The 21,749-nt window shown below is 46.5% G+C and carries 20 protein-coding genes; 5 read left to right on the top strand and 15 right to left on the bottom strand.

Annotated features, from left to right (window positions below):
- Positions 1–31: 31 nt before the first annotated feature.
- Positions 32–271, top strand: coding sequence for a hypothetical protein (locus AC58QM_RS02440; protein WP_497281054.1), 240 nt, complete (start codon positions 32–34; stop codon positions 269–271).
- A 94-nt stretch (positions 272–365) separates the two neighbouring features.
- Here AC58QM_RS02440 and phnE read toward each other — a convergent pair whose 3' ends face one another.
- From phnE to AC58QM_RS02425, 3 genes are all read right to left on the bottom strand, one after another.
- A complete protein-coding gene (gene phnE, locus AC58QM_RS02435) occupies positions 366–1,940 on the bottom strand; it encodes a phosphonate ABC transporter, permease protein PhnE (protein ID WP_497281052.1) in 1,575 nt (524 codons plus the stop codon).
- Entirely contained in the window at positions 1,937–2,710 is a 774-nt protein-coding gene (gene phnC, locus AC58QM_RS02430) for a phosphonate ABC transporter ATP-binding protein (protein ID WP_497281050.1), read from the bottom strand. The genes phnE and phnC overlap by 4 nt, the downstream gene beginning before the upstream one ends.
- Before the next feature lie 255 nt (positions 2,711–2,965).
- Entirely contained in the window at positions 2,966–3,997 is a 1,032-nt protein-coding gene (locus AC58QM_RS02425; RefSeq protein WP_497281048.1) for a HoxN/HupN/NixA family nickel/cobalt transporter, read from the bottom strand.
- 206 nt (positions 3,998–4,203) lie between these two features.
- On the opposite strand from AC58QM_RS02425, the gene AC58QM_RS02420 reads away from it, so the two are divergent.
- The 3 genes from AC58QM_RS02420 to AC58QM_RS02410 all read left to right on the top strand — a co-directional run bounded on the left by AC58QM_RS02420 (position 4,204) and on the right by AC58QM_RS02410 (position 6,516).
- Positions 4,204–5,025, top strand: coding sequence for a sensor histidine kinase (locus tag AC58QM_RS02420; protein WP_497281047.1), 822 nt, complete (start codon positions 4,204–4,206; stop codon positions 5,023–5,025).
- Positions 5,025–5,687 carry a response regulator gene (locus AC58QM_RS02415; RefSeq protein ID WP_497281045.1) on the top strand — a complete coding sequence of 221 codons (663 nt, stop codon included), beginning with the start codon at positions 5,025–5,027 and terminating at the stop codon, positions 5,685–5,687. Before AC58QM_RS02420 ends, AC58QM_RS02415 begins: the two co-directional genes overlap by 1 nt.
- A gap of 199 nt (positions 5,688–5,886) precedes the next feature.
- Positions 5,887–6,516, top strand: coding sequence for a YcnI family copper-binding membrane protein (locus AC58QM_RS02410; protein ID WP_497281044.1), 630 nt, complete (start codon positions 5,887–5,889; stop codon positions 6,514–6,516).
- A 303-nt stretch (positions 6,517–6,819) separates the two neighbouring features.
- Here AC58QM_RS02410 and AC58QM_RS02405 read toward each other — a convergent pair whose 3' ends face one another.
- On the bottom strand, positions 6,820–7,299 hold the full coding sequence (locus tag AC58QM_RS02405) for a dihydrofolate reductase (protein ID WP_497281043.1): 480 nt from the start codon (positions 7,297–7,299) through the stop codon (positions 6,820–6,822).
- A 33-nt stretch (positions 7,300–7,332) separates the two neighbouring features.
- Positions 7,333–8,127, bottom strand: coding sequence for a thymidylate synthase (gene thyA / locus AC58QM_RS02400; RefSeq protein ID WP_497281042.1), 795 nt, complete (start codon positions 8,125–8,127; stop codon positions 7,333–7,335).
- A gap of 148 nt (positions 8,128–8,275) precedes the next feature.
- Here thyA and AC58QM_RS02395 point away from each other — a divergent pair, with 148 nt between their 5' ends.
- Positions 8,276–8,833 (top strand): DJ-1/PfpI family protein, encoded by a 558-nt coding sequence (locus AC58QM_RS02395; RefSeq protein ID WP_497281040.1) that lies wholly within the window; start codon positions 8,276–8,278, stop codon positions 8,831–8,833.
- 89 nt (positions 8,834–8,922) lie between these two features.
- Here AC58QM_RS02395 and AC58QM_RS02390 read toward each other — a convergent pair whose 3' ends face one another.
- From AC58QM_RS02390 to AC58QM_RS02345, 10 genes are all read right to left on the bottom strand, one after another.
- Positions 8,923–9,825, bottom strand: coding sequence for a fumarylacetoacetate hydrolase family protein (locus AC58QM_RS02390; protein WP_497281039.1), 903 nt, complete (start codon positions 9,823–9,825; stop codon positions 8,923–8,925).
- Between the two features lie 29 nt (positions 9,826–9,854).
- Positions 9,855–11,138, bottom strand: a complete 1,284-nt coding sequence (locus AC58QM_RS02385; protein ID WP_497281037.1) for an aspartate aminotransferase family protein — start codon at positions 11,136–11,138, stop codon at positions 9,855–9,857.
- A gap of 22 nt (positions 11,139–11,160) precedes the next feature.
- A complete protein-coding gene (locus AC58QM_RS02380; protein ID WP_497281035.1) occupies positions 11,161–12,009 on the bottom strand; it encodes an amidohydrolase family protein in 849 nt (282 codons plus the stop codon).
- Between the two features lie 111 nt (positions 12,010–12,120).
- The gene (locus AC58QM_RS02375; RefSeq protein ID WP_497281575.1) at positions 12,121–12,306 is read right to left on the bottom strand and encodes a twin-arginine translocase TatA/TatE family subunit; all 186 of its coding nucleotides are present in this window, start codon (positions 12,304–12,306) and stop codon (positions 12,121–12,123) included.
- A gap of 88 nt (positions 12,307–12,394) precedes the next feature.
- Positions 12,395–13,774 (bottom strand): extracellular solute-binding protein, encoded by a 1,380-nt coding sequence (locus AC58QM_RS02370; protein WP_497281034.1) that lies wholly within the window; start codon positions 13,772–13,774, stop codon positions 12,395–12,397.
- 139 nt (positions 13,775–13,913) lie between these two features.
- Entirely contained in the window at positions 13,914–16,346 is a 2,433-nt protein-coding gene (locus tag AC58QM_RS02365) for a putative phage tail protein (RefSeq protein ID WP_497281033.1), read from the bottom strand.
- A 57-nt stretch (positions 16,347–16,403) separates the two neighbouring features.
- Complete coding sequence (locus tag AC58QM_RS02360; RefSeq protein WP_497281032.1) at positions 16,404–18,131, bottom strand: IlvD/Edd family dehydratase; 1,728 nt, start codon at positions 18,129–18,131, stop codon at positions 16,404–16,406.
- A 48-nt stretch (positions 18,132–18,179) separates the two neighbouring features.
- Complete coding sequence (locus tag AC58QM_RS02355) at positions 18,180–18,962, bottom strand: SDR family NAD(P)-dependent oxidoreductase (protein ID WP_497281031.1); 783 nt, start codon at positions 18,960–18,962, stop codon at positions 18,180–18,182.
- A 108-nt stretch (positions 18,963–19,070) separates the two neighbouring features.
- Positions 19,071–20,675: a type 2 periplasmic-binding domain-containing protein gene (locus AC58QM_RS02350; RefSeq protein ID WP_497281029.1), complete on the bottom strand. Its 1,605-nt coding sequence runs from the start codon at positions 20,673–20,675 to the stop codon at positions 19,071–19,073.
- Between the two features lie 186 nt (positions 20,676–20,861).
- Positions 20,862–21,749 carry a carbohydrate ABC transporter permease gene (locus tag AC58QM_RS02345; protein WP_173110729.1) on the bottom strand — a complete coding sequence of 296 codons (888 nt, stop codon included), beginning with the start codon at positions 21,747–21,749 and terminating at the stop codon, positions 20,862–20,864.

Genomic DNA, 21,749 nt, shown 5'->3' with positions numbered 1-21,749 from the left:
TCATTGTGGGGTGAAAAACAGGATGTACGAAATGCTGATCATGCGTAAATCAGAAGTCATAATTCGGTGCGGCACCGATGAAGTACACGGAATCATTTCACAGTATTACCCAGAATTTCAGCTGCTAAAAATAAACAACATTATGGTCCCAATAACGTTAATTGATCAAATTGAACTTTTAGGACCCGACGAACCGCTCTTACCCGCTTCTCATCGTCTTCGTGAACCTCGTTTCCTTCACTTGGTTGCACAAGGTGGAAATAGCAAGTAGGTTTGGCTACTGGTCTTGCATGAATGATAAAAGGCAGTTCTTGAAGGTTGCGACCTTCAGGAGCTGCCTTTTATTTGTGAGACTAGTGGGTATTCTAGACGATTCGTTTTCTTAATGATCCGGAGATATAGTCAATGATCGAAACAGTGACGATAATCCCAATCAAAATGATACCTACACGCGGCCACTGCCGAGCATTCAGTGCGAAGATCAACGGTGTCCCGATCCCTCCAGCACCAATGACCCCAAGCAAGGTTGCGGAGCGAACATTGATTTCAAAACGGTACAGTGTATACGAAATGAAATCCGGTATCACCTGTGGAATGACAGCGAACGACATCCGTTGCCAGAAGTTCGCACCAACAGCTGTCATCGCCTCTGTAGGACCCATATCCATGTTCTCAATGGCCTCGGCATACAATTTACCAAGCATCCCCACGGAATGCAATCCAAGGGCCATTACGCCTGCGTAAGCGTTCGGTCCAACGGCTTTAATAAAGATGAGAGCCATAATGATCTCAGGAATTGTTCGAACAACACTCAAGAACAATTTCCCTGTGGCCGAAACAGCACGGAAACGACTCATATTCGCCGCAGCCCAGAAAGCAAAAGGCAGACAAACAATCGCGGATACGAAGTTTCCTAAATAAGAAATCGATAAGGTTTCAAGTAGGGAACGAAGTAAATCCTCGCCTTCAGGGATATACACATAAGCCCAGTCTGGGTGGAATAATCCACTGATCATCGCTTTTGTAAGAATCCAAGTCGTTGGCTGGAAGCCTGTCAACTCCAAGCCAGTTAGAGCCCATACAATTAATCCAACTACAGCTAACCCACCAATGATTTTGTACGTGTTCGCACGCGATTCGCTCATTGGCTTGGCACTGCCTTTTAACAAATACGTCCGGAATCGTGTACTCACCAAATCAATGATAACAACGATAAGCAGCGTATAAATAACAATGGCACAAGACTGATCATAACGGAACAGATCTAGTGTATTTTTGAGCAATAATCCGATACCGCCTGCGCCAACCAAACCAAGGATCGCAGAGGCACGAATACTTACTTCAAAGGTATACAGAAAATGAGCCAGATACGTCGGTGCAACTTGCGGAAGAACCCCATAACGAATCAACTTCAGCTTGTTAGCTCCAACTGCAGTCATCGCCTCAAGCGGACCTGGGTCGATCGCCTCGGTTGATTCATAGGAAAGCTTTGAAATAATACCGAATGTGAAGAAAATTAAAGCTAATGTACCTGCGGTTGGACCAAAGCCTACTAATACAGCAAACAAGGCTGCATAGAGCAGATCCGGAATGGTACGAATCAAATTCATAAAAAAACGTGCCGGGTAGTACAGCCAAGGTGACGTTGTTACGTTACGAGCTGCTAGCAAAGCCATTGGAAATGCGAATAGAGCCCCAATGACCGTACCCAGGATGGACATTTGAATCGTTTGAGCCATCGGCTTCCAAATGTCTGCAAAGAATAGCCAATCTGGCGGAAACATTTCTGCGATAAACTTCAGAATCTCCGGCGTACCCGTAGCTAATCTTGTCAACGTTGCATCCGTTTGATAAATACTACCAATCAAGAACAGCACCATGATCGCGATGATCATGTAGAACTTCGTGCGTGGAGGCTTTTTGACGGTTGCTACACTCATCCCTCCTGCACCCCCAGCAGTTCATCCTTCTTGATGGCGCGGCCATAAATCTCGGAGAACACATCATCCGTCGCATCAGCAACAGGTCCATCGTAGACGACCTTACCAGCACGAAGTCCGATAATACGTGTTGCGTACTCACGAGCCAAATCGATAAAGTGAAGGTTGACAACGGTTGTGATACCGAGATCCTTGTTAATGCGTTTCAGGTCATCCATAACCTGTCGAGTTGTAAGCGGATCTAGTGAAGCAACAGGCTCATCCGCGAGGATAATTTTCGCTTCCTGCGCAAGTGCTCTTGCGATGGAAACACGTTGCTGTTGACCGCCGGACAATTCATCAGCGCGTGAATACGCTTTTTCTCGAATGTTCACACGCTCCAATGCTTTAAGCGAAAGCTCAACATCCGCTTTTGGGAACAAACCAAACATCGTACGAAGTGTGGAATGGTAACCTACGCGACCGGAAAGGACGTTACGAAGTACCGTGGATCTTTTTACTAGATTAAACGTTTGGAAAATCATCCCTATGTCTCTACGCATCCGACGCAGTTGTGCGCCATTAGCTGATGTAATGGATTTTCCATCGATTAAAATCTCACCGCTCGTCGTCTCATGCAGACGATTAATCGAACGAAGCAATGTCGACTTGCCAGCCCCTGATAAACCTACAATAACTACGAACTCCCCTGGGTGTATGGTAAGGTTAATGTCATTTAAACCAACAGTACCATTTGGATAAACCTTTGAAAGATGCTTAAACTCGATCATATTCGTCCTACTTTCTTTTACTCAGTTTCGAAGTACTAGACAGACTACTTTCAACGAACAGTGGGAAAATCCTTTTTTCTATCATTACCTTTAGAAAATATTCATATTCCATTGTTCACCATGCACAATAAAGGACTACATAGTCCATTTTGGACGAGTGCCCCATCCAGAATTATAGCCGAATTTTGGAGTGAAGCCTATACCTGATAAATTGACAAAAAAAGGGCCCATGCGCGCTCGCAGAGGCCGTTTCTTCTATCGATTGTACTTAGCGCCCCAGCGCTCCTCGATCTTCATGCCTCTCCAAACGGCAATCGAAACGATCCAGGCGATGACGAACATCCCAACCAGAATAAAGCCTAACGTACCAAAATCAATCGCTTGCAGCCATGTCCAGAATGCACCTTCCATACTGAATTCTTCGGAAAGCACCTGTCCGAGCTCAATCACACCAATAATTAATGCGGCAACCACCGCGAGTGCGGTTACCGTCAAATTGTAATAAAGCTTGCGCACTGGGGTGTGAAACGCCCATTTGTACGCTTTTGTCATGAACATGCCGTCCGCTGTATCGAATAGGCTCATCCCAGCAGCGAACAAGAGAGGCAGTGAGATGACGCCGATAAACGGGATCGCATCCTTCGCCGCGTGCGCGGATATGGCCAACAAAGCGATTTCACTGGCGGTGTCAAAGCCTAATCCGAAGAGAAAGCCTAACGGGTATACGTGCCAGCTTTTGGTGATGAATGAGAAAAGTGGCTTAATGAGGCGTGCAATAAACCCACGTGACTCTAATAGATCCTCAAACTCGTTGTTGTCGTACTCACCGCCGCGAAACTTCAGAAACATTTTGTACAAGCTAATCAAAATCAATAAATTGATGACACCGATAATGACGAGGAAAAGTCCTGAAACAGAAGCACCAATCACACCGCCGAAACGTTGCATCCAAGGGAGCTCACGTGCCGCCCATTGCACCGAGAATGCGGTCACAATAGCCATGACGAACACTACTGAGGAGTGACCCAATGAAAAGTAAAAGCCAACGCCTAACGGATTTTTCTTCTGTTGGACAAGCTTCCGTACCGTATTGTCAATAGCTGCAATATGATCAACGTCGAACGCATGACGCATCCCTAGCGTGTAAGCTAATAGTCCAATCCCCCAGAATGCAGGAGATGATTGGGCAACGGTGTATAAACCGATCAGGCCGAGTACGTGAAGCAGGATAATAACAATCACATATCCGGCCCAGTTCTTTTTCTCCTGCAGCAAAGATTTCCACATAGTAAAGCAAACACACCCTTCCCATTCGTGTTACGATTAACTAATAATGTAGCACACACGTGCGTGAATTGAGAAGTACTGATCCGATTATTTGTACAGAATTCTAAATCAGATCTGATATAATAGAAACCGTTCCAATTCTAAGTCCAGCAATTCCTTGTTACATCCTATATCTTCATTATTCTGAAAAGGAGCTGATTTACTCCATGTCTATGCGTAAATACAAGCTTTTCACGGTTTTATTACCCGTATTGATTATTGGTGGATTTGAATATATCCGCCATGAATATTTACTCCGCTATTTAACAATGGAAGCTGGCAATTTCACGATCACGGTCATTACTTTGTTCTTATCTTATCTCTTCGCTTCCTGGATGTTTAGTAGCATGGAACGCAGCAATGAGCAAATCCTACATAGCGAAGCCCGTAGAGCGGTCTTCGAAGAGCGTGAGCGATTGGCAAGAGAGCTGCATGATGATTTGGCGCAGACGCTTTTCTTCCTGAATGTAAAACTGCGCCAGGGGGACATCGAAGAAGCGAAAGCCGCTGTTTCCGAGATCGACAATTCGCTGCGGCAGGCTATTTTCAATTTGCGAACACCGCCAGAAGAAGGCACTTCTTTTGGGCAACGCATCCAAACTTTCCTAGCCAACTGGAAGTTAGTCAGCGGCATTCACCTTCAGGTGACCGTGCAGATCGAAGAAGATAGCTTCACGCCAAGTGAAGAAGTTCAACTCTTTGGCATCATGCAGGAAGCTTTTACAAACATTCGCAAACACTCGATGGCAACAGATGCCACATTTCATTTAGAAGCTACACCCGATCGTTGGCGGCTACACGTGACAGACAATGGCTGCGGTATGCAGCTCGACTCGGATGCGGATACAGTTAAAAAGAAGAATACGACCTACGGCATCGACCTTATGCAGAAACGTACTTCCGAACTTGGCGCTACTTTGGAGCTTCGGAGTGAGAAAGGCTGCGGTACAGAAGTGATCGTACTTGCCGAAAGAAAGGTGACTAGCTGATGCAAGAAACGATGCCGTTTCGTGTCCTTATTGTTGATGATCATCCCCTAGCTCGCAAAGCAATACAAAGCATGCTGGCACCCTGCTCTGATTTCTTCATCGTCGGAGAAGCCAGCTCAGGAGAAGATGCCATTCGTCTTTGCGGAGAGCTTGCCCCTGACGTAGTCTTAATGGATATTCATATGTCGCCCATGGACGGCTTACAAGCCACACGTCACATCAAACAAGCCTACAGCGGGATACGCATCGTTATGCTCACGGTTTCGGATGATGTCGCCGATCTTTTCACGGCATTGCAATTCGGGGCTCAAGGGTATTTGCTCAAAAATATGGACCCCGATGAGTGGTTGAACTATCTCCGTGCGCTGCTCGATGATAATTCCGAGGTGGCTCGAGGCATGGCGGACAAGCTATTTGGACGCTTCCGCTCACCAGCTGGCGCGCACACGGAAGGTCCAAGCCCTCATATGCTCACTTCTCGAGAACAAGAAATTACTGCTTATGTCGCTCAAGGGGATAACAATCGTGTCATTGCCGAAAAGCTGCTAATCTCCGAACATACTGTAAAAAATCACATGAAAAATATTCTCGTGAAGCTCTCTTTAGAAAATCGCGTGCAACTCACCGCTTTCGCTATTAAACATGGGTTGACACGGAAATGACATAAACCCCTAAACCGTCCCGCAACGAGGTAGGCATGTCTCCAAAATTGAGACAACATCTGATGGAAATCCCTTAAATGCTACCATTTAGACAAAACTAGTCGAAAAAATAGCCCAGTCGAGTCATACTCTTATGCTTGTCTATCAGGTAAGATGGACAACATGGTAAGAGTTGAAATTGAAAGGGGAATATGTTTCCATGTTTAAAAAATTTGTGTTAACCGCAAGCTCGATGATGATCGCCTCCATGCTTCTTGTGGGAATTGCCAGTGCTCACGTCGTTGTATATCCGAAAGAAGCTACGCAAGGCAGCTATGAAGTTTTCACCGTACGTGTACCTTCCGAGAAGGATAGTGCAACCGTTAAAGTAGAGGTTAAGTTCCCACTTGATTCGGTCGCTGTTTCTCGTTTTGAACCTAAAGCTGGATGGAAGTATGACATTGCGAAAGACGCTGCTGGCAAAATTACCGGCGTTACTTGGACAGCAACGGGGGATGGACTAAGCGCAACTGAATTCGGAGATTTCAGCATGCAAGGTAAAGTAGCTGATGCCGCTACTCAAATCATCTGGAAAGCTTACCAAACATACAAAGACGGTTCTGTTGTGGAATGGGTTGGCGCAAATGGATCAGACAAGCCTGCTTCAGTTACAACCGTAAAAGCAAAAGCTGCTGCTGGCGCAACGACAGATAGCCACGGTAATGTAACGGCGGGTACTGCTGCTGCTGGAGATAGCTCCGAGTCGAATACGTCACTTTACTTATCTATTGCTGGTTTAGTGCTTGGTGCAGCTGCATTGATTATCGCGTTAGTAAGAAAACGGGCATAAGCACACTTATGATCCTGTAGAAAATAGAAAAAGACTTCCATCAGATCTCGTTGATCTGATGGAAGTCTTTTTTGGTTGCTTGTGGTTGCACCTGCGCGGCTGAGATAACTGCAAAAGCACATCAATTTCGGCTCTTTTTCCTCAATTATCCCGAATAAATGGAAAATATGAAGTTAATTTCGACTAAATCGCTACACAAGCTGATTTCGCCCGAAATTAACTGTATGTTCTCCAGCTATTTCATTCAAATCAAGAATACAGCTGGAATTAACTGTACGATTTCCATTTAATCAATGAAACCGACTATCTCTCGTAAATCCGGAAATAGTACTCATACGGATTCTTCTCGTTACGCTCACCTTGCTCAGACGATACCAGTGTCCAAGTGGACAAATCGAGATCGGACATAAAGGTATCCGCTTCAAACTCATCCTCAATGTATGTGATGTACATACGATTCACATGCGAAGCAAACAGTTTGAAGATCTCTGCTCCTCCGATGACGAATAGCTCCTGATCAGGAAACGCGTCGATTGCTTCGTCTACCGAGTGAATAACTTCGCAGCCCTCGGCTTGATAAGCGGAATTCTGCGTGAGAATGACGTTGCGTCTTCCGGGAAGCGGCTTGCCGATGGACTCATACGTTTTGCGTCCCATCAGGATGGGGTGCCCCATCGTCACGTTTTTGAAAAATTTCAAATCACCTGGCAGATGCCAAGGCAGTTTATTATTGACGCCAATGGCTCGGTTACGATCCATAGCAAATATAAATGAGATACTCATACGCCGAAAACTCCTTTCGTTACAACAACTTCCTTAGATCGCAATCGGCGCCTTAATGCCCGGCAGCGGTGTGTAGTTAAGAAATTCAAAATCATCGAATTGATAATCGAAGATAGAAGCTGGCTTTCTTTTGATATGAAGCGTCGGCAGCTCTTGTGGCTCTCTCACTAACTGTTTATTCACTTGTTCAACATGATTCTGATAAATGTGGACATCGCCGCCGTTCCAGATCAGATCCCCTACTTCGAGATCACACTGCTGAGCAATCATATGGGTTAACAGGGCATACGACGCCAGATTAAAAGGCAGACCCAAGAACGTGTCTACGGATCTCATTTGGAACATACACGATAAACGACCGTTCGCTACATAAAATTGAAACGCATAGTGGCACGGCGGCAAGGCCATGCTATCCACTTCCGCAGGGTTCCAAGCGCTAACTAAGTGTCTACGCGAATCCGGATTCGTCTTGATTTGGTGAATCAGCTTCTCAATTTGATCGATAATTTGCCCATTTGGCGCCTGCCATGTACGCCACTGTGCACCGTATACGCGGCCAAGATTTCCCTCTTCGTCAGCCCATTCATCCCAAATTGAAACACCATTATCGCGCAAATATTGAATATTCGTGCTGCCGCTTATGAACCACAACAGTTCATGAACAATAGATCTGATATGCATCTTCTTCGTTGTTAAAAGAGGGAAACCTTCCCTCAGATTGATTCGCATCTGACGCCCAAAAACAGAAATCGTTCCTGTTCCTGTGCGATCTCCCTTTTCAACACCTTGATCTAAGACATCCTTAAGCAATTCTAAATATGCTTTCATACTTTAATCATTCCCCACATTTTCGACATATCTTCTATTATAACATCATCCAATTCGACAATTCATCTCAAATTCCACCCGTATACAAGAAAACCAGGTTTGTTCATAATTAAATATGGATTACCAACTATTACCAAGGAGTGATTTTATGTCCAAAAGGATCTTATTTCTAACTGGTGATGCTGTAGAAGTATTGGAAGTATACTATCCCTATTACCGTGTATTAGAGGAGGGATATGAGGCTGTGATCGCATCTCCCGTGAAGAAAGTGCTTCGTACCGTGGTTCACGATTTCGTAGAAGATTGGGAAACGTACACCGAAAAACCAGGACATCTTCTCCCCTCCCACGTCGCTTTCGCCGATGTTGATCCCAGCCAGTTCGATGGGCTTATCATTCCTGGTGGCAGAGCTCCAGAATACATTCGCTCGAGTGAAGATGTGCCACGCATCCTTCGTCATTTCCTTGAAGCGGATAAGCCTGTAGGTGCCATCTGTCATGGTGCACAAGTATTCGCCGCTCTGAAAGATAACTCCCTCTTCGAGGGTCGCACGTTGACCGCGTATAACGCATGTCGCTTGGATGTTGAGGCACTTGGCGCGACCTATACAACCGATACGCTTCATGTCGATGGCAAACTCGTGAGCGGTCATGCATGGCCGGATTTACCAGGTTTCATGCGGGAATTTTTGAAGTTACTGGCCTAATCAATTTACATACAAAACAATAACAAACGGGGCCGTCTCGTAAGTAGTTACGCTACTTGTGAGACAGCCCCGTTTTCTCAAATCCTCATTTACTCCGCGACCATCCGATTGGTCAGTGCCCCGAGCTTTTCAATCTCAATCGTCACGATATCCCCATCTTTCAGATATACCTGCTTATCTAGCGGATATCCTAACACAACACCTTCTGGTGTCCCTGTCAAAATAATATCTCCAGGCATTAAGGTCATATGCTGTGAAATGTAACTGATGATTTCATCGCAATGGAATATCATATCTGATGTATTCGAATGCTGCCTTACCTCTCCATTTACAATCGTTGTAATCGCAAGATCATTCGGGTTGCCTACTTCATCAGCCGTCACCACATAAGGACCGATAGGGGCAAATTGATCACACGATTTTCCCAACAGCCATTGTGGGGTCCTCACTTGTAAATCGCGGGCTGACAAATCATTCGCATTACAGTACCCGAAGACGTGAGAAAGCGCTTGTTCCTTCGAAATATATTTCCCTTTTTTACCAATGACAATGGCTAATTCCGCTTCATAATCAACTTTCACAGAAACCTTGGGTAACGAAATCTCTTCACCATGACCCGCTAAGGCGTTATTGAACTTGTTGAACAAAATAGGAAATTGCGGGATCTGTGCATTCGTTTCCTCCGCATGTCTGCGATAATTAAGGCCCACACAAATGATTTTATTCGGATGCGTGATGCATGGTCCAAGTGTTAATGTAGATTCATCCAATAGATAAGCGGTTTGATCTGCATCCGAAACAAGAACTCGTTCTATAAATGAAAGAAGATGATTTAAAGCCTCGGCACCACCATCAATAACCTCGTGAATGGTTGTTGGAATCGCGTTCTCTTCCGTTACTGCGGAGAGTGCCGCCACAACATCGACCACGCCTTGCTCTATTTTGACACCTAATCGGTAGCTATCTTGATAAAGAAACGAAACGAATTTCATGTGCCCATAAACTCCTAACTTTAGATTAATTAAATAAGTTCCTTCAGCACCGACTCGATGATTGTAAGTGTTGTGTCGATGTCCTCATCGGTATGAGAATAACTAATATGATTACGTTTAATGTTCATCGGCATTTTGAAGATGCCTTTCTCGATCAACTTCTTACGATAGGTTATGTATAGTTCTGCATCATTTTGCTGCAAATCCGAGTAATTCTTCGGCTCGCTATTCATGAAATACGTCGTCCATACGGAACCGAAACCTGCCACATATGCCTCAATGCCAAGTCGTTCATGAATACCACGAATGCCGGAACGCATCTTCTCGCCCAACCGGAAAATATGCTCATGCACCGGTTCGTTCTCCATCAGTTCAAGCGTTGCAATCGAAGCGGCCGTACCTACCGAGTGCCCGTTATAGGTGCCTGCAAACCAGACGTCGCCGCCTGGGTACGTATTGAAACGCTGCATATATTCACGCTTACCCGCTACAGCGGCGATGGGATAGCCGTTCGCCATCGCTTTCCCCATCGTTGTCAAATCGGGAGTAACGCCTGCAACCTTCTGATAACCGCCAATATCATGGCGGAAGCCTGTAATCACTTCATCAAAGATGAGCAGTGCACCATGTGCCGTACAAAGCTCACGAAGCCCTTCCAAGAAGCCAGGCTGCGGCATAACACAGCCGATATTATGGGGAATCGGCTCAACAATCAGCGATGCGATTTGCCCTTTATTTTCACGGAAGGTTCTCTCCACATCATCAAGATCATTAAAGGTACAGACCAAGGTATTGTCAATCGCTTCATCTAACATACCGGCAGATCCCGGATCCCTTTTGCCTATCATGTCCCAAGAACTAAGCATGTTGCGAGCGACATAATCGTGCCAGCCGTGATAGCATCCTTGAAATTTGATCAGCTTGTTGCGACCTGTAATCGCACGGGTTAGGCGAATCGCGTGATAGGTGGCTTCAGATCCTGAATTACAAAAGAGCACCTGCTCAGACGATGGGACGTGCGTACAAATTTTGCGCGACAACTCCACTTCCAGATCCGTACAGCCAACGCCGTACAAATCCGTTCTCTCAATAGCTTCAATCACTTTGCGATTGACGTAAGGATGGCTGTGCCCCAAAATAATCGGGCCGAATGCACCTTGATAGTCGATGTACTTCTTGCCATCTGCATCATAGATGTAAGCACCCTCACCTTTCGTAAAAACCTTCATGGGATTCACATTACGAATGGACGTATGTACCCCGCCTGGCGAGTACAATTTTGATTCTTCATATAACTCTACATTCTTTGACATATGTTATTCCTCCTGAAAAATGTTATAGGGATGCCGTCAGACCAAGTATCTCTGGCGTATTGCGATGAATGATGTCTTCGATGATCTTCTCTGGAATGTGCGGCATCTTCGTTCCTTCGACCAAGTGATTAATATTCCGAAACGAGTCAATGGTTTGTTGGGTAGTGAAAAAAGGATAATCGGAACCAAATAAAATCTTATGTGTGACCCCATACTCCATGGCTGAAACGAGTGCGTTATAGAACTGCCATGGTCGTGAACCTAATGCCGACAAATCCATATACATATTGGCATTTTTGCGAACTACAGCTATACATTCATCCACCCAAGGATGACCCATATGTGCAATAACCATTTTCAGAGAAGGAAATGCACGGGCAATCGGATCTAATGCTGCTGGCCTAGACGCATCGAGGTATCCTTCGGGTACAAAGGACGTTCCTTGATGCCACATAATGGGCAATCCCAATTCATCCGCTTTGGCATACAACTCAAAATGACGTTGCTCACCCGGGTAAAAATTCTGATAAATCGGTCCCAGTTTAAGTCCGCTAAGGCCATATTCTTTGATAGCCTCTTCTAACAGTCTAGCTGCAGATGCCCTGTTGGGATCGATGCTCGCAAAGCCGAATAATCGTCCACGATGCTTAGCTACATACTCAGCAACAACCTGATTAGGTACTTGGATGCCGGTAGCAGGAGCGTCAAAAGCAAGCACGATAGCTCCATCAAAAGCACGTATATTTTCTTCATGCATCTCTGGCGTTGCGAGGATATCCATATGTTCACCCCAACTGCGCTTTACTGCAGCTAGGAAGGGTCCATCGGTTTGACCAGGAAGAAATAAATGCGTATGACAATCAAAGATCATCTGTTGCACCGCCTTTTTGCTTTTTTTGGGCATCGTAAAGAGACCGTACTCCATCCGGCTATAGCCCTATCGAGTCGATCTGTTTCATTGCTATATGTTAAAGGAAATCATTTATCGTTTATTAGCCTCATCCAAGTGAGAATCTTTACGTGACTGCAGTGAAGGGGATGAGTCCTCTTCCTCCATAAAGCCCTTGGTTCCCTTCTTAAACTCCCTCAAGGTCTTACCAAACGCACGACCTAATTCAGGCAGCTTCTTGGGACCGAACAATACCAGCGCAGTTATAATTAGTAACATAATAGTTGAAGCACTAAAATGCGGCACATAACTCACTCCTTCTGGTTAGACGAATTTTGACCAACAAGATTGTGGATGAAAGGCGTTCTCACACTGAACTAACAGTAAGACGCTCTTCGATATGAGAACACAATACCTCTTCCGTTTCCAAGCCAGCCCAATACATTTTGAGCTCTTGGTTTATATCCGATAGCTCTCTTGCACTAATAGCTAAATCTGTGAAATAGCGAAACCCAGGGATCGTTTCGCGAAATAGCGAAAATCGGGACGGCAGATAGCGTTTTTCTTCCCCTACCCATTCTGCGGCAGATTTTCTGGCGGGAAGACTGTATGTGTGCTGACGAACGAAAAGTTGAGCCTTATAGCTAGTTAGATATTCCACTAACTTGACCGCCGCGTCCTTCACCTGTGACTTCCGATTGACAGCAAGTCCCGTGTTAAGCAGCATTGTCATTGGGGTACCAAAATGCGGTACAGGCGCGATGTCAAAGGACAGCCTCTCACCCAGCAGGTAATTTAAGTAGAAGTAACTGGTCATGATGATCGAGGCTTTGCCTTTGGCTAAGAGCAGTTCCGATTCACCCGTAGTAATCCCTTCTGATAAGGAAGGAATACTGTGCTTCATCTCCCCACAATAGCGAAGCGCATCCATCATAGCTGTGCCAGCTAGCTTAAGTCTGCCATCTTCATGGCGCTCAAACTTCCCACCTTTTTGCAACAGGAGTAACGGCCAACGATTGGACGAGTATAAGTCGCAGTGAAAGCCGAGGCGTTCATTCGGAATGGCCAGTCTCGACGAATATTCGATCAAATCCTTCCACTGCCAGGAGCTATCTGGTTCAGGCAAGTTCGCCGCATGGAAATGCTCGCGATTGTAACATAGAATAAGTGGGGAAAAGATAAACGGCTGCACGAGCTGTCGACCATCTGCCACAAAGGCATCTGATAAAAATGAATACAGCTCTGGATTCCGTTCCGTCGGCTCCAGCATGCCTTCTTCGCCAGTTTCCACACACTCCTGGAAATCTTTAAAGTTCATCATGACCACGTCGAGGAGCCCACTGGACAAGTACTCGCTGATATAACTGTAGTTATTGCTTGAGGTAGGAACGGCTTGCACCCGAATATGTGGGTTTTCCTTTTGAAAACTGGATAGCAACCTATGAATATCCGCCTCATCGGTAACGGAACTATGGAAGCCAAGCTTCACGGTTACGAAAGCGCCTTCAGGCGCACCGACAACCTTGGTACCAACACGAGGGATCTTCTCAATTAATTCCTCTGCAACAAGAATATCCAGCCCTTTACGAACCGATTGATTGCTTAAATTGTATTCCGCGGCGAACGTTTTCTCGGAAGGTAAGTATTCCCCTACCGACCTCTTTCCTGTCAAAATATCTTCTCTCAATGTGTTGACGAGTTCGCTTAGGCGCGAGCGAGAGGAGCTGCGAGTTGTCCGTTTTTCCATCTATAAACCTCATTTCCATCCGATACACTGACAAGATCAGGAAACATGGGTACTTCCTGTATCTGCATTGTTATTTGTATTATAGCAACGACCCACCATCACATGTCAATGTACATAAGGTTTCAACGACTATTGCCAATTAGTATGAAGTGGTAAAATTGCCCACGCTATGTTTCACGGTATCACTTTCTGCTGGAAGGGCAGTCCGATTCACACCCTCTTCCACACAAGAAGTCATAAAGAGGTAATTCCCGCTGCCAAATGCGTTAGCCGATACGTCATACTTCCCTCCTGTAAATTGGGAGCCGATCGCCTTCAATTTATTCATCCCACCTTGAATGGAGAAATGTGCTGTACTAGCATCCGAGGCAACACTCGTATAGTTTCCGAAATTCCAAGTAACCACATTCGTTGTATCTACACTCTTCAGAAACGCCTTCTCCCCATTTACTCCGCTAAGAATTGCGCTTCCGTCAATGGTGATCCATTGGTCAGGCTTACTCTTCGCATTGTTAACGTCCCCCACTTTGTCCCAAGCACCGGTGAGCAAGAAGCAGCAATCCACGAGACCACCACCTTGCATGATGATTTCACGCGTACCCACCTTCACAGTACCTCCTACCTGAGGCAGGCCTTTGAACCACGTATTAATGAGTGTAAGCTTATTAATACTTCCAAGCGTGACCTCTTCAATGTTGTAGAATTCACTATTGAGGATCGTCAATTCCCCATTGCTCGGCGTGTACCCCACTTGGGTCGTCCCACTGCGAATCGGACGGGCGATTTCGTAGCCCTTCAGCATGCCGAAGGAGCAGCTATCAATGATGTTCTTCCTTTTTGCACGCGAGGAGCCTTTGGAAATCGTCACCATCTCTTGCGCCGTACATCCCCTCATCTGCAAGCCGTCCATATTCACCCAGAATGATCCTGAATTAGCCATTTTCACCCCAGGTTTGGTATACGTTACGACGGCATGGCAATCCTCAAGTGTTAAGTCAGTTAACCGCTTGTTCGCGACAATTCGCGATGCGATATGCTTCTTGACGGTCACGCGCTTCGCGCTATCCCCCCAAGTCGTACCGCTGTTGGCAAAGGATAAAAGACCTGAGTTATTGATGTAGGTCAGATCATGTTCATATTGACCGTGCGTGACGAACGGACCGTACTCATCGCCATCCCCATGACAGTTCTCAACCATACAATAAGCTGCGCAGGTAAAATCATTCAAGTGACGTGCATTGCTCGTATTGCAATCTCGGACATGCCCGTACAGCACGTTGATCTGCTGCGTCAAATAGCCAGTGCCGCCCCAATCGCGTTCTTCTGGGTTCATCAATTGACAGCGTTCTGTCACATAATGCGTGTTGTATCTCCGCATGACAACTGGCCAGAACACTTTGCTAGCTTTGATGCCCGATGCATCGCATTCAACAGCGAATTCATAAGCAACCGGATTCGATCCAATCTGATCCCATGTCGGGAATGGTCTGAGACTAGTGCCGTTAAGCGGCACAGGTATGCCGATAAAACTCATGTTGCGCACATGGCAGCGGAAAGCTGGGTTGATTTTTTTGTACGTAATCGGACGTCCCTTAGCCAGGAGCCAGCCTAGCTTATAGTTGAATCTGACGTGGGTAGCATCAAAAATCTCCGTTACTTTGATGAGGTAATCGAGCTCACGCTGGGCACCACCAGCCGCATTATTCTTAATCTGTGCGTGCCACCAGCTATCCACCTCAAAGATGGACGAATCAGCCACCTCGAATATATCTGAATATTCAGATATATCTTCCGTCAGCGTAACTGTTTGCGCCACACCAGTTACGACACCTTGGAAAAACATGACCGCTCCGAACGGATTGTCTAACGTGTTCAGTTCGATTCCTTCGGTCGTGACGGTGTGGCCGTGGAAATCAATTTCGATGTCACTACGGTGATACACATGGCGCTTCACAAAATTAAGGTCCGAGTGTGCTTCGACACGGTGGATTGAAAGATCGTTGATTAGTGCATCCAGCGCATTATCTGCATTTTGACTCGTATCGAAAATACCAAACCACCGGAAATCGCCTACACCATGATGTACGACTTCAAAGCAACCTTCTCCTTTGGGCGGTTTGTTTCCCTTGCCTGCATCGTTCGACTCGCGTCCATTACCGCCAATCGTCGGCCTATGCACGGTACCGCCATTGTCTGCCTTGGTACTGTCCGCTACATAACGAACCAGTTTGCCGCCTCCATCACCGCTCTTATTGTAACCACCAACGAACAAATGCTGGCCATCCCTCAACTGACCTGGTGGGAGAGATTTTAGTTCAGCCACATTGTTAACTAGCTGTACGCGTTCGCCATCCTTAATGTCTTTGCCATCTTTGTCATTCGACGACCCGTTATCCGCCGAGGCGAATCTAGGACCTAAGACACTGCCAGCCAACATGACGCCGCCAAGCCCTATCGTTGCCAAAACTTTACGTCTACTGATAGCCTCATTTGACTTACCGTTCGTTTGATTCTCCTCGTTGCTTACGTCTGTCGCATTCGATTTTCCCTTTTTGTCATCTAGGAAGAACATCGTTGAACAACTCCTCATCGTAAGGGGATAGGTAAGACAAACACATACTTATACTCGCTATTTGCGAAGCTCTGGCGGCAGTAGGAAGTCGAAATCACAGCCTTCATCCGCTTGCAGTACTCGTTCTAGGAACAGAAGGCCATACCCACGATCGTAGGCAGGGGGAGGTGCCTGCCACTTCGCTTTGCGTTCACGTAGTGTTTCTTCATCTACATGTAACTCCAGCTTGCGCATATCGATATCGAGCTCAATCTCATCGCCATCCTGCACGAGCCCAAGAGGTCCACCGATGGCTGCTTCAGGAGCAACGTGTACAATCAAAGTACCGTATGAAGTACCGCTGATGCGGGCATCCGAAATTCGCACCATATCCCGTACTCCTTGTACCAGCAACTTCTTCGGAATCGGGATTTGCCCGATTTCTGGCATCGCTGGTGCGCCTTTCGGTCCAGCGTTCTTCAACACGAGTACACTGTTCGCATCGACGTCCAAATCTGGATCGTCAATCCTTGCATTCAGATCGGCCGGCGATTCAAAGACGACAGCGCGTCCACGGTGCTTTTTGAGATGCGGGGAAACGGCCGTTTGCTTGATCAGCGCACCGTTCGGCGAGAGGTTTCCGCGTAGCACCGCAATACCGCCTTGCGGAGCAATTGGCTGCTCAAGCGGATAGATCAGCTCGCGGTCAGTGACCTTCACGCCTCGCAGGTTCTCGCTAACAGTTTGACCCGTAACGGTCAAACAACCCCCATTGAGCAGCGGTTCAATTTCCTTCATTAGAGACGGCACGCCGCCCGCTTCGAAGAACTCTTCCATCTGATATTTGCCGGATGGGCGAACGTTCAGGATAAACGGTGTCGTCGCGCTAATTTCGTCAAACCGCTCAAGCGGTAACCGGTAGCCAAGTCGTCCAGCAATCGCCACCAAATGGATAATGGCATTGGTTGATCCTGCGCATGCCATCGTAACTCGAATCGCGTTATCCAGCGATTCTGGGGTAATAATGTCTCGCGGTCGGATATTGCGACGGACGAGTTCCACGATTTGCTTTCCCGTCTGCTCCGACATATGGCGACGCCTAGAATCTGGGGCAGGAATTGCTGCACAACCAGGAAGTGCCATTCCAAGCCCTTCAGCGATTGCCGCCATTGTACTGGCCGTCCCCATCACCATGCAGTGACCATCACTGCGGCAAATGGCATTCTCGGCGATGGTGAGCTGTTCGTCAGAAATGTTGCCCGCTTTGTGCTCAAGCGTAAACTGATAACAATCGGTGCAGGCGCCAAGCGTCTGGCCGTTTAATTTACCGTTCAACATCGGTCCGCCGGTTAGGACAATCGCTGGAATATTCGCACTCACAGCTGCCATCAGCTGCGCTGGCACTGTCTTATCACAGCCGCCAAGGAGCACGACACCGTCAATCGGGTGCGCTTTAACCATTTCTTCCGTGTCCATCGCCATGAGATTCCGAAGCAGCATCGTCGTCGGTTTCACGTAGGGCTCCCCGATCGAAATAGTCGGAAATTCCATCGGCAGACCACCGGCTTGCCATACACCACGCTTCACATAGTCCGTCAATTCCCTAAAATGAGAGTGGCATTTGTTCAACTCGCTGAATGTGTTACAAATACCGATGACCGGCTTTTTTAAATCGTCGTCCGTGTAGCCCATGGATTTCGTAAATGAACGATGGATAAACCCCCAAAGCCCTGTGTCGTTAAAATATTTTTCACCACGAAGTTGATCTGCCTCATTTACTCCATGCTTGTTGTCCTCATCTGCCATGTTACTCTGTCCTCCTTGCACGCAATCCTGATGTATGGTTACAAACGTTTACAAATCACAAGCATTGGCGAGATGACCTCCGTCCACAACCAGTGTCGTGCCCGTTATGTAGGATGCTTCGTCTGATGCCAAGAATAGAAACGCATTCGCTACTTCCTCAATGGTACCGAGTCTGCGCATCGGGGTTCGTTCCGTCAAGGTAAGTGTTACTTCGGATTTCTCCTTCAGTTCGCGATCAAGCGGAGTGTCAATGAAGCCAGGTGCAACGCTATTCACACGAATGTTATTCTTGGCCAAATCAACAGCCATCGACTGGGTTAGCAAAACAACGCCACCTTTGGATGCATTGTAATGAGCCAATACGGCACTTCCAGCCAAGCCATTTTTCGAGGCCATATTGACGATCGAACCGCAAATCCCATTCGCGATCATCCCCTTCGCCACACGTTGGCTCAGTTGGAACGTCGCATTTAAATTAATGTTGATCACCTGCTGCCAACGAGAGAGCGGAATGTCGATGAACGACTCACGTGTAGCAATGCCAGCGTTATTGACCAGAATGTCGATGCCATCCCAGTAAGCCCACGCTTGTTCAGCAGCTTTGTCCACTTGCTCAGGCACACTCAAGTCACAGACGACCGTTGCAACATGAGCCGTTTGTCCCCTATCTATCGCTTGCTTCCGAATTGTGTCAGCAGATGCTTCAAGCTGATCCGCCCTGTAATCAAGCAATACGACACGTGCCCCTTCTTGCACGAATTTCTCTGCAATACCTTGACCAATGCCTCTGGCACTACCTGTAATCAATGCCCGTTTCCCTTGCAAACGCACGCGGAAAACCTCCATTCTATAGATTGCAGGAACACCACTTAAGTCAGACTGACGAAACGGAGGTGCATCCGCCAGTCTGAGTGGTATCAGCCTCATACAAATTGCCGTTTAGTTATCCGATTTGAACTTGATTGTCTTGCCTTTCGCTGTGGAAGTAAGCTCAGCATAGTTATCAAAGATCGCTTTGCCACCGAATTTGGTCATCACTTCTTGGCGATATTGCGGCCAGTTCGCAGCATCCTTCTCTTTATACAAGATTTGAACATGCAGTTCATTCATGCGTTTGCGCATAGCTCCGATATCCATGCCTTCTTTGACCGTAAGAGCCGTACCGACAGATGGAAGAATCTTGTAAGAGTTAATTTTTTCAACGATTTTCTTATCGCGCTCCGTTACTTTAGGGTCAATGATATTTAATCCAAACACTTCCGGTTTACGCGGTGTAAACCAACCATAGACTTCAATAAAGTTGTTATTGTCGATAACGTCTTTTTTATAGGCGTCTTGATTGACTTCGATGTCTTTCCCATTGCGTTTGTAATCTACGTTTTCCTTCCCGTAACGCGTCAACAAGAAACCTTCTTCTCCAGCGAGCCAATCTAGAATTTCAATAGAGCGCTGTACTTTGGCATCTGAGCTTTTGGAGCTGAGTAAGAACGGATTTTGTGGAATCGTTTCTACCCAAGTACCGGTTTTTTCCCACGGATGGAACGGCTCCCAGTCTGCAGTTGTTTGACCTGCTGCCTTCGCTTTCATTTGCAATCCAGCTGGATTGTTATCGAAGGCAAGGTCTCTGCCTTGACCGATCACAATACCTGCTTTCCCTTGTGCAGCTTTGTCAAAATGTTGGCCATACTTGTTCAAGAACCAGTCTGGATCGACAACTTTCATATCCAGTAGTGTCTTAATATCCGTAAGCACATTTTGCATGCGGATATCGGTACGAACGTCAATGAACTGATCATTTTCTACATACGTATCTCCCGCAAAGCCGTTTTTCAGGAATTCTGGGAAGTCCATCGAAATGCTTGCACCGCCGCCTGCCGCTGTAAAACCATACGTATCGTTCTTGCCATTACCGTCTGGATCATTGAACGTAAAAGCTTTCATGACACTGACAAGCTCATCGTAGTTCGTTGGCATTTTCAAGTTAAGCTTATCCAGCCAATCTTTCCGAATATAGAAGGTACGGTAGTAGCTTGTTTCGTACGGCACGGGAGCACGCTTGAACGCACCTTGTACCTGATACGACTTCAAAGTAGCTTCTGATACCCAATTTTTGAAGTAGTTTGGCATTTTAGCTGGTGTAACAATCCCCGTCAAATCTCTTGCAACACCATCTCGGATGTAGTTATTGGAGGGTACGCCGTCTGCGTAGAAAACATCGGGAATGTCACCAGAAGCTATCATCGTATTCAATTTATTGGTATAGTCCTGGCCAAATGGCAAGTAGGTCATTTTCAGTGAGACATTGAATTTCTCTTCAATCGCTTTCTTCACGAAGTCTTTATCGGCTGAAGGAAGTTGGGCGCTTGCATCTGCGATAACCATCCAACTCAGGTCTAGCTTTTCCTTCTTGGCATCTGGGCTCGACGACGTTGTCGCCGACGTGTTCGCTGGGGAAGTAGAAGCCTCCTCTTTCGAACTCGTACATGCGACAAGGACCAGCGAAGATGCTAATAATAGCGTAGTTACTTTTGATAACGTTTTCAAATGAAAGACCCCCCTGTTCGTTTTAGAAGAATGAGAACGCGTATGAAACTACTATCAAGCCATTTTACTTCCGTCAAATTATTGAATACGAGTCGTTGCTAGCAAACCATTGCAGACCTACTTCCCGTTGTCACCCCCTCGTACTTAATACGCGACTGGCTTACAGCCAATTGGCTGCTGTTAGACTTATCCTTTGACAGCGCCTAACAGCATGCCTTTGACGAAATATTTTTGTAGAAATGGATACACGATAAGAACGGGTATGATTGCCACCACAACAGTTGCCATCTTGATGGTTTCCGGCGGCATGGTATTTAAGGAAGATTGAGAAATGGCAAGCTCCTGACTAATGGCCGGTGACACAATCATATTCCGCAGCACAACCTGTATCGGATATAGACTGCGATCATTCAAATACATGACCCCGCCGAAGTACGCATTCCAGTGATTCACACCATAGAACAAACCAAGCGTTGCCATAATTGGCATCGAGAGCGGCAGCACAATCCGCATAAGTGTACCAATATCGCTGCAGCCATCCACTTTCGCCGCCTCTTCAATTTCATAGGGGAGGCCTTCGAAGAAGGTCTTCATAATCAGAATATTAAAGGACGATACCAGACCTGGAATGATAAGTGCCCATAATGAATCCATCAAGCCCGTGGCTTTCACCGTCAAGTACATGGGGATGATCCCCCCTGAGAACAACATCGTAAACACGATGCCCATCAGAACGATATTGCGCCCCGGCAAAAATTTCTTCGATAGCGGATAGGCCAACATCGTCGTAATGGCTAGATTACACGCTGTTCCAACGACCGTAACGAATATCGATACTTGCAGAGCTTTGGGTACTGTATTGCTTGAAAAAATCGTTGTGAATGCTTCGAATGTGATTGCATGCGGTACGATGACAAATCCGCCGTTCTTGAGCACTTCCGTATAGGGTGTGATGGACATAATGAAGACAAAGTAGATTGGAAACAGCGTTGCTAAACAGAAAAGTCCGAGTACGGTGTAAAGAACGGCATCTACAATGCGGTCTGATTTGGTTTTCTTAAGTATGAATGGCAT

The sequence above is a fragment of the Paenibacillus sp. J22P165 genome (assembly GCF_059692015.1).
This window is presented reverse-complemented; position numbering and strand designations above follow the sequence as displayed.